This window comes from Pantoea sp. B9002, assembly GCF_013385945.1.
GTDB lineage: Bacteria > Pseudomonadota > Gammaproteobacteria > Enterobacterales > Enterobacteriaceae > Pantoea.
Genome location: NZ_JACAPA010000018.1, coordinates 26,891 through 35,493, shown reverse-complemented (window position 1 = coordinate 35,493; position 8,603 = coordinate 26,891). Strand labels below are relative to the sequence as shown.

The following is an 8,603-nucleotide window of genomic DNA, read 5'->3' as shown; positions in this document are numbered from 1 at the left end:
GGTCGCCATTTATGGCGACCAGGTGCGCATGAATGCGCACCCTACGAAAACCCTGCCAAATGCTTTAATGCCTTGGAATATCAAACGACTCACTCGCTTTGCCGGTTGACGTGCTCTCCGGCAAATCTGCTTCGACGTTAAATTTACGCAGCACCAGCGCATGAATCTTCTCAAGCGACACGCCCGCAGTTTCTGGCAGATAACGGAAGGTAAAGAAGTACATACCCAGCGAGAAGATTGCGAACAGCAACAGCGGGAAGCCACCGTGGAACATATCCAGCAGCATCGGGCTGCTGTTCATGATCGGGAAGGTGCTGCTGATAACAAAGTTGGCCATCGACATTGCACAGATGGAAATCCCCACGCAAATCGAACGAATCTCGGTTGGGAACACTTCGCCCAGCACAGTCCAGACGATCTGGCCCCACGTCATACCGAAGAAAATCATATAAGCGAACAGGCCAATAACCGCCAGCATGCCCGGCAAGTGGTAATAGAAGGCGATGAAGGAGTAAGTCAGGCACACGCAAGAGGTGATCGCGCCCAGCAGCAGCAGCTTACGACGTCCGACTTTATCGATCAGCATCATCCCCGCCAGCACGCCAATAAACTGACAAATCGACAGCCAGAAGGTTTGCAGCAGCGCCGAATCAGTGCTGCCCGCGACGTTTTTCAGCAAGGTTGGCCCAAAGTACTGAATCACGTTGATGCCGCTGATCTGGTTACCCACCGCCAAACCGATACCGACAATCAGCAATGGAATGGTGGTTTTATCCAGACGCAGACGCGATTTGTGCTGATGCGCGGTTTTATCAGAAAACGAATGTTTGATTTCGTTGAACACGCTCTCGGCATGCTCGCGGTTAGAGATTTTGGTCAGTGTATCCAGCGCTTCATCGTACTTGCCTTTCAGCACGTTCCAGCGCGGTGACTCCGGGATAAAAGCGATGAACAAGATAAACAGCGCGCACGGCACCAGCGCAGTGGCGAGGATGTAGCGCCAGCCCATATTGATCATCACGTCAGGCAAGGTGGATTTGGTGATGAAGTAGTTGGTCAGCAACACCACCGATTGTCCGCCGACGCAGCACACCGCATAGAGCGCGGTAGTACGGCCACGAAACTTCGAAGGCGACAGCTCCGCCAGATAGATAGGCGAAATCACCGACGCCAGGCCAATCGCCAAGCCGCCAATCATGCGGAAGATGACGAACACGGTGAAGTTATGCGCCAGCGCCGTCCCGATCACCGAAACGGTAAACAGCAGAGCGGTGATGGCGAGGGATTTTTTACGTCCCAGCTTGTCGCTGAGGCGCGGTGCCATAAAGCAGCCGATCAAACTGCCGAGCAGGATATTGGAAACGGCCCAGCCGGTTTCAGCAGGCGTTAACTGGAAATATTCACTTAAGGGTTCGATTGCCCCGGAGATAATGGAAGAGTCATATCCCATCAGCAGACCGCCGAATGCCGCGACAGTACAGCAGAGAATGACATACTTCATGTTGTAGCGTTTTTGCCTGGTATCCATTGTTATAGCCCCTTGTCTCTACGGCCTGAACGTTGCTTGTCCAGAAAGAGGGTGGTGTAGGTTTAGATGTTCAACTTTTATTCACGCGAGGTCTTCGTGTTGGAATATATGTTCTAAATGATGTTTTTTGGATCATTTTTTCCGAAAAGTGTGAAGAGGGTTGCGAAATTTGCTGGATAAGTCGTCAGGGGCATGTTTATAGCCTAATGAAATGATAGGTTTTTCATCAATTCACTTTGTATGGACATTGCAAACTTTGCTTTTTATTGGAATTTTCATTCTGTTATGCAAGCTGATTTGCCGATTTTATTTCACCCGACTGAGCGCACGGGCGCGTTTCATTTTTTAACAGGCAACGGGCATAATACGTTGATTCTCAGCCCCTCTTTGCGGACGCCGTAATGAAAACGCAGCGCATCACTCTGGACGATATTGCTACCCTGGCGGGCGTCACCAAAATGACGGTAAGTCGCTATCTGCGCACGCCGGAAAAGGTCAAAACGGAAACGGCGGAGAAAATCGCCAGCGTGATTGCCGAAATTGGCTACGTCGCGGATAGCGAAAATGTCGCAGCGACCAAACAGAATCCACCGCGCATCGGCGTGTTAATCCCTTCTTTTAATAATCAAATCTTTGCCGATCTGCTGGCGGGCATTGAATCGGTGACCAGCGCGCACGGTTATCAAACGCTGGTGGTCAATTACGACTACAACGCCCAGCGTGAAGAGGAGCAGATCGCCACGGTGCTGGCCTTTAACATCAAAGGGCTGATTCTGACCGAATCCGTGCACACCGTGCGCGCAGAAAAATACCTAAACGCCGCCAACATTCCGGTGGCGGAAGTGATGGGGCTGACCGAGGCGCGCGGACGCATCAATGTTGGCTTCGACAACTATCGCGCCGGCTACGATATGACGGCGATGCTGCTGGCCAGCGGCAAACAGCGCGTTATCTACTTTGGTTCGATGTCCGATCGCCGTGATGAGCAACGCTACGCCGGTTATCGCGATGCGGTTGAAGCGGCCGGTTTGCCTGCGGGGCGGATTGTGCCGAACAAGGTCTCTTCGGTATCGATTGGCACCGGCATGATGACGCTGGCGCGCCAGCTCTATCCGGAGATGGATGCGATTCTCTGCACCAATGACGATCTGGCGGTTGGCGTGCTGCAGGAGTGTCAGGCGGCGCGCATTGCCGTGCCGCAAGCGATGGCGATTGCCGGTTTTCACGGTCTGGAAATCGGTCAGGCGACCACGCCACGCTTAGCCAGCGTCATCACGCCGCGCTTTGAGATGGGAAAAGTGGCGACGGAGATCATCCTGAAAAAGATCAACCAGCAGCCCACCATCGAGCAGGTCGACCTGCATTATCGCCTCTCAATGGGCGCGACCATTTAAATCACTGCGCATAGCGCAGATGAAGCAGTGGAAAAGGATTTCCCTGACCATCCAGCGGCGAGCGGCCGGTGATAACAAATCCCTGATGCTGATAGAAACCTAGCGCCTGCGGATTCTGCTCGTTCACATCCAGTTCGGTGACATTCAGTTGTTCGATGGCGAAGCGCAGTAGCTGTTTGCCTATGCCAAGACCAAACACTTGCGGCGCGACAAACAGCATCTCCAGCCGATTATCCGCTACGCCGAGAAAACCGACGATGTTCTGTTGTTCATCGCGATAAACACGCAGCTCAACCATCGGCAAATATTGCTCGCGCACCAACGGGCGCAGAGCGCGGATATCCGCATCTTGCAGGAAATGATGCGTCGCCCGCACCGAGGCTTCCCACACAGTGGTGATCGCCTCGAAATCGCTCTCCTGCGCGGGGTAAATTCCTTTCATGGTGTTCTCCTTGATATTTTCGTGTCATATCCGTAAACGCTGATTATTAAGCTTCTGACTCGATGATAGTGCGATAAATTGTTGCCACATCACTCCTTTGTTAGAGTGTGGTGAATTTTAGAGGAATGATTTATGCCGCGCGATAATCGCTTGTCCCGCTCGTTGCACGCACTGATACATCTGGATCGGCACGTTAAACGCGCCACTTCAGAAACGATGGCTAAAATGTTGGGCACTAACGCGGTGGTGGTGCGCAGGATGATGTCCGGCCTGCGTGATAAAGGGTATGTGGTGTCAGAAAAAGGGCACGGTGGTGGATGGGAGCTGCGTGTGGCGTTAACGGAAATATCCCTGCTGGATGTTTATCAGGCAATCGGCGCACCAGCGCTGTTTAGCATTGGTCCGGCTGCGGAGCCCTCGCCTTGTCTGGTTGAGCATTCCGTTGATGCGCAACTCGATCAAACACTTAGCGAAGCGGAAGCGTTGTTGTTGAAGCGCTTTAGCCAAATTACTGTTGCCGATATTAGCGACGATTATATGAGTAAAATGGCTAAACTTGGCCTTCCGTCCGATACCTTCCCTAAATGCAGTGAATAACCGATTTTTCCCGGTTATTCATCACATCGGTTAATCCTGTTTTTGTAAGGTGATTTGTGCTTCATGCTTCATGACGTGCGTAGTAATGGCCGCCTGGAAAACCTTAAACATCAAACCATTAATAAAGGTTGTAAGCGTGAGGGTGATAAATGCTGTCATCAGCCAGTCAGCGATTGCCATTCCGCTATGTAATAAATCAGGGTGATAAACCACCATGCCGAAAAATACCACCCAGTGGCTCATGCAATAGAAGCAATGAAACAAGTGACCCAATAACGCGTTCTTTTTAGCGGTCCATGCGCGTAATCCCGCGAATAGCTCAGTTTGGGTAATTGTCATGGAAATACTGGCCGATGCCAGTGCGATCGCCAGGCATATTGACAGGTTCGATATTAGTAAGCTGCTCATACATTCTCCTTTTCATCTCAAAGTATCGCTTCATGTAACTAACAGTATTACATGATGCGTGTAGCTACAAGATGCCGAAGAGTCCTATTTGTAGGAACAGGATTAAATTGGCGAGTTATCATTATTTATTGGCTTTTGACCGTCACATAGCCAGCTAACGTCTTCTTATAATGCTTGTCAGTTAATCGCTGAAACCGAAATTTCAGAGCGCACTGATCGTAGCGGCGCAATTCATTGCGCGATAAATCGCGCCGCTACGGGATGTGCGACGATTTATCGGTATCACGGTATTCATTTCGACATCAGGAGGAAAGATGGATATGCACGCCGCTTTTATGCAGCAACTGATGCTCTGGATTGAGGACAACATTGAGCAGAAACTCATTCTGGAAACCGTGGCGCGCCGCGCGGGGTATTCGCAGTGGCATCTGCAGCGGCTGTTTCGCAGTTACACCGGCGTTGCGCTGGGCACCTACATTCGCGAACGCAAGTTAACGGCTTCGGTGATTGCGCTGTTGAACAGCAATACGCCGCTGATGGATATCGCCATCAAATATGGCTTCGACTCGCAGCAAACTTACTGCCGCACCTTCCGCCGCATGTTCGATCTGCCGCCCGGCGCGTTCCGTCGCAAATATCAGCACAGTTTGCCGGACATTGACGGGCCTGCTAGTTTGCTGTTTTTGCATCCGCAGAGTCGGCTGGCGGCGTAAAGTATTTGCCGGGCGTTGAGCCAAACGCGCTGCGAAAAGCGCTGATGTAGCTGCTAACGCTGTCGAATCCGACCTGCCACGCCACTTGCTGCACACTTTTGCCTGCCGCTAATCCTTCCAGTGATTTGAGTAAACGTGAAACCTGGCGATAGCGCGTCAAACTCATGCCGACCGCGCTGGCCCAATGACGGCTCAGACTGCGCGGGCTGAGTCCCGCCCAGCGCGCCAGTTCGGGTCCGGTACGCGTATCGGAAGGATCGTCCATCAACAGGCGCGCAATCTGCAGCAAGCGCGGTTCTGCTGGCAGCGGTAACGTCAGCGGATGTTCGGTCGATTCATATAACTCATCCAGAAATACCTCGCACAGGCGATTGTAGCGCGCGCTGCCCCAGTGATCGGGCGACAAGGTTGCCAGTCTTTCCGCCAGCGGCTCCAGCACCGACGGACAGGAAAGCAGAACGGGATGATCCGGCAATGGCGCGGCCAGCGCGTCGTCCACCAATACCGTCCAGCCAAGCACCGGGCCCGGCCCGATGATTGCATGTTCAAAGTAGGGCGGAATCCAGCCAACCAGTCGCGGCGGATTGGCGAAAATACCGGACGGCGTTTTCACCGTCATCAATCCCTGCTTCAAACAGAAGAGTTGTCCCGCAGCGTGGCGATGGGTGAAGGTTTCACGGTCCAGCTGTTTCGCTAACGCAGCGGCAATCACTTTTGGCGCATCCGGCTCCAGCAGGCGCTGACGCAGCTCAGCCTGACGCGGATTACCGGAAAAAGTCAGAGTATCGGTTGGATGGATTAGCATGCCTGGCTCCACAAAGCGATGAAGGAGCAAAGTGGCGGAGATTGGTGGGGAAGTAAAGAGTGGGCGCGTATAAGTTGAGGAGTGAAAGGGCGGGATGCGGCCCAACGGCGATCATTTCGATTTCTTAGGGATTGTCTGCCACTGCAGTAGACTGGCAATATTGTTTTCACCTTCTGACTCTTTCAAACGACGCTGTTGCTCGGCGAATTCACCGTATTCAGCCTGCGTTTTTTCATCGGCCATCTTCTTACTGATTGAACCCGCACCTTGCAGCACATCACGATCGTTAAATTGCAAAAATTGATCGAGTTTGCTCTGCCAATCGCGAAGAAAAACCTGCTGGCGGCGGCGCGCCTGATCTTCGGCGAAATCCAGCCACATCGTGACCACACGATTAAGCTCGCTCACTTCGTCCTGAACCAGATAATTTTTAGCCACGGTGACATCGCTTCTGCGCACCTCTTCGCCTTTGAAACGGGTCAAACCCATATGAGGTTGGCTGGCGTTGGCGCGCAAATGAATCAGCTCGGCAGTGGTATAACCGGTACAAGCAAAGTGCAATTTGTTCTGAATGGTTTGAAAAAACTGCGTGGTCTCTTTGAGGGAAGGTTGATAGTCAGCCGCTAAGGCAAAAATCTCGCGAACGCGTAAATACATCCGACGCTCACTGGCGCGAATGTCGCGAATACGCTCCAGCATTTCATCGAAATAGTCAGGTACTGCGGATGAACCAACCGGCGGATTTTTCAGCCGCTCATCGTCCATCACAAATCCCTTAATCAAATATTCTTGCAGGGTTTGCGTTGCCCATTGGCGGAACTGAGTACCGCGAGCAGAGCGGACGCGATAACCGATGGCGAGAATCATTGGCAGGCTAAAGTATTGAACCTGATAATTTTTTCCATCGCTGGCAGTTGTTCGGTAAAACCGAACAACTGAATTTTCCAGTAGTTCACCCTCTTCGAAGATGTTTTTAATATGCCCACTGATGGTCGCTTTCGCTTTATCAAACAGCTCACATATCATGGCCTGAGAAAGCCACAGAGTTTCGTTTTCAAAGCGACATTCAACCCGCACTTTCCCATCTCCGCTCGCAAACATGACAAATTCGCCTGCTGGTGATGGTATGGATTGCTCCTCTGACATGTCGCCTCCGCTCTTATAGGATCTAGTGCACAGTATGCCAGAGAGACGCAATGAACCTCATTAGTCGATTGGCGATTATTTTATCAACTGCAGCGGAGCAGAATCGGTAAACGGTTAAGGTGCTCCACAATTACAACCTCATTAACAGCGTCTACAGTTAACCTATCCGCCTTCCTTCACTAAGCCTCTGACACCATGAGCCTTTCCCTGATGCATTACCTTCGCGCGCGTCTGCGTTTGCTGATTTCGATAGTGGCTGGCGTGGCCTGTTATTTCTTCCTGCCTGCGCATCTGGGCATGTTGCAGCGTCTGCTGATTGGCTGGAACGTGCTGGCATGGCTCTATCTCGCATTTCTGTGGCTGCGCATGTTAGGCACCGAAGCCAAAGATATTCCGCATATTGCGAAAATCGAGGATGAGAGCGCGACGCTGGTGTTGAGTATGGTGACGCTCACCTGCCTGGTCAGCATTCTGGCGATCCTGATGGAGCTCACCACGCTGAAGAGCCTGACGGGAACGCCGCGCGTTCTGCATCTGCTGCTGACAGCGGCAACCTTGGTGGTTTCCTGGGCGCTGCTTCCGACGTCATTCGCCATGCATTACGCGCATCATCACTATCTGCGTCGCAGCAAAGAAGTCACGCCGATGATCTTTCCTGAAAAGCCCGAACAGCCGGGATACTGGGATTTTCTCTACTTCTCTTTCACCATCGCAGTGGCTTCGCAAACCGCCGATGTGGCAACAGGCACCACGGATATGCGGCAAATCGCTCTGTTGCAGTCGGTGATTTCGTTCGTATTCAATCTGGCGATTTTGGGATTGTCGGTAAATGTGGGGGCGGGATTGTTGAGTTAGCTGAATGAAACAAAGAAGTGGCGGAAGATCACAGGAGTCATTGTTATCATTTAACAAGTTGAAATTTATAGATTTATTTTATTGTCCTTTTTCTGTCTATACATAAATCTATACACTTTTCTATTTCGTGATTGCGTTCTAAGAACCATTAAACACTTATCTAAGATGTGCAAAAAAGATTTTACTAATCATCCTTCACACTGTTCACTTATGTCTTTTTGTTAATAAAACTATGGGGTTAAGTAGTGAATGATCAGTGTAGAGCAATGTTTATCATTCATCTCTGGTGAAGTTTGTACATAAACAACCGGCTGTTGTCGGCGAAGGACAGTTACATCGCTGTGGGATCATTGCTCTTCACTAGCCAGTCGGTGCTGCTCTCTTCCGTGAAACCGAGATTGGTTGCAAACTATGCGTATCTTGACTTAGTGATGTCCGTACTCCCGCATTATGTTCTCAAGTAACAGGCCAAACGTCTTCATGCTAAACGGGTTCTTGTAGCCATTCGCTTCTTCATACAGTTCAGAAAGACGTGATAGAGGTAGCGCTTGGGCTGCAGCGGTTCGACACTAAGAACGCATTTATCTCCGGCATGGTAAACAGATAGCCGCAGAATTCGACTATTGGATCGGCATCGCGCTTGATATATGTGGCTTCATCTAAATTTTGCTAAAGCTGAAGCAAAACTCTTAATTAATGTAGCAAGCTGAAGTGC

The 8,603-nt window shown here is 51.1% G+C and carries 9 protein-coding genes; 4 read left to right on the top strand and 5 right to left on the bottom strand.

Annotation, left to right across the window (positions count from 1 at the left end):
- Positions 1-64: 64 nt before the first annotated feature.
- Positions 65-1,528, bottom strand: a complete 1,464-nt coding sequence (locus HX773_RS11720) for a sugar porter family MFS transporter (RefSeq protein ID WP_176971627.1) — start codon at positions 1,526-1,528, stop codon at positions 65-67.
- 401 nt (positions 1,529-1,929) lie between these two features.
- Between HX773_RS11720 and HX773_RS11715 the strand changes: the two genes are divergently transcribed.
- Positions 1,930-2,922 (top strand): LacI family DNA-binding transcriptional regulator, encoded by a 993-nt coding sequence (locus HX773_RS11715; RefSeq protein ID WP_101763867.1) that lies wholly within the window; start codon positions 1,930-1,932, stop codon positions 2,920-2,922.
- 1 nt (position 2,923) lies between these two features.
- On the opposite strand, the gene HX773_RS11710 is transcribed toward HX773_RS11715, so the two are convergent.
- The gene (locus HX773_RS11710; RefSeq protein ID WP_176971626.1) at positions 2,924-3,364 is read right to left on the bottom strand and encodes an acetyltransferase; all 441 of its coding nucleotides are present in this window, start codon (positions 3,362-3,364) and stop codon (positions 2,924-2,926) included.
- A 132-nt stretch (positions 3,365-3,496) separates the two neighbouring features.
- On the opposite strand from HX773_RS11710, the gene HX773_RS11705 reads away from it, so the two are divergent.
- Positions 3,497-3,961: an Rrf2 family transcriptional regulator gene (locus tag HX773_RS11705; protein ID WP_176971625.1), complete on the top strand. Its 465-nt coding sequence runs from the start codon at positions 3,497-3,499 to the stop codon at positions 3,959-3,961.
- 30 nt (positions 3,962-3,991) lie between these two features.
- On the opposite strand, the gene HX773_RS11700 is transcribed toward HX773_RS11705, so the two are convergent.
- The gene (locus HX773_RS11700; protein ID WP_176971624.1) at positions 3,992-4,369 is read right to left on the bottom strand and encodes a DUF1360 domain-containing protein; all 378 of its coding nucleotides are present in this window, start codon (positions 4,367-4,369) and stop codon (positions 3,992-3,994) included.
- A 314-nt stretch (positions 4,370-4,683) separates the two neighbouring features.
- Here HX773_RS11700 and HX773_RS11695 point away from each other — a divergent pair, with 314 nt between their 5' ends.
- Positions 4,684-5,082 carry a helix-turn-helix domain-containing protein gene (locus HX773_RS11695; protein ID WP_176971623.1) on the top strand — a complete coding sequence of 133 codons (399 nt, stop codon included), beginning with the start codon at positions 4,684-4,686 and terminating at the stop codon, positions 5,080-5,082.
- On the opposite strand, the gene HX773_RS11690 is transcribed toward HX773_RS11695, so the two are convergent.
- Together HX773_RS11690 and HX773_RS11685 are read right to left on the bottom strand one after the other, a co-directional pair.
- Complete coding sequence (locus HX773_RS11690) at positions 5,039-5,887, bottom strand: AraC family transcriptional regulator (RefSeq protein WP_176971622.1); 849 nt, start codon at positions 5,885-5,887, stop codon at positions 5,039-5,041. The genes HX773_RS11695 and HX773_RS11690 overlap by 44 nt on opposite strands.
- A gap of 111 nt (positions 5,888-5,998) precedes the next feature.
- On the bottom strand, positions 5,999-7,033 hold the full coding sequence (locus HX773_RS11685) for a virulence RhuM family protein (RefSeq protein ID WP_176971621.1): 1,035 nt from the start codon (positions 7,031-7,033) through the stop codon (positions 5,999-6,001).
- A gap of 195 nt (positions 7,034-7,228) precedes the next feature.
- Between HX773_RS11685 and HX773_RS11680 the strand changes: the two genes are divergently transcribed.
- Positions 7,229-7,888 (top strand): DUF1345 domain-containing protein, encoded by a 660-nt coding sequence (locus tag HX773_RS11680; protein ID WP_176971620.1) that lies wholly within the window; start codon positions 7,229-7,231, stop codon positions 7,886-7,888.
- Positions 7,889-8,603: the final 715 nt, after the last annotated feature.

What these genes read in the sequence shown, in the direction of transcription:
- HX773_RS11695 (WP_176971623.1), top strand. Translation starts at nt 4,684, where the DNA reads ATGGATATGCACGCCGCTTTTATGCAGCAACTGATGCTCTGGATTGAG.
- HX773_RS11690 (WP_176971622.1), bottom strand. Translation starts at nt 5,887, where the DNA reads ATGCTAATCCATCCAACCGATACTCTGACTTTTTCCGGTAATCCGCGT.
- HX773_RS11700 (WP_176971624.1), bottom strand. Translation starts at nt 4,369, where the DNA reads ATGAGCAGCTTACTAATATCGAACCTGTCAATATGCCTGGCGATCGCA.
- HX773_RS11680 (WP_176971620.1), top strand. Translation starts at nt 7,229, where the DNA reads ATGAGCCTTTCCCTGATGCATTACCTTCGCGCGCGTCTGCGTTTGCTG.
- HX773_RS11710 (WP_176971626.1), bottom strand. Translation starts at nt 3,364, where the DNA reads ATGAAAGGAATTTACCCCGCGCAGGAGAGCGATTTCGAGGCGATCACC.
- HX773_RS11715 (WP_101763867.1), top strand. Translation starts at nt 1,930, where the DNA reads ATGAAAACGCAGCGCATCACTCTGGACGATATTGCTACCCTGGCGGGC.
- HX773_RS11685 (WP_176971621.1), bottom strand. Translation starts at nt 7,033, where the DNA reads ATGTCAGAGGAGCAATCCATACCATCACCAGCAGGCGAATTTGTCATG.
- HX773_RS11705 (WP_176971625.1), top strand. Translation starts at nt 3,497, where the DNA reads ATGCCGCGCGATAATCGCTTGTCCCGCTCGTTGCACGCACTGATACAT.
- HX773_RS11720 (WP_176971627.1), bottom strand. Translation starts at nt 1,528, where the DNA reads ATGGATACCAGGCAAAAACGCTACAACATGAAGTATGTCATTCTCTGC.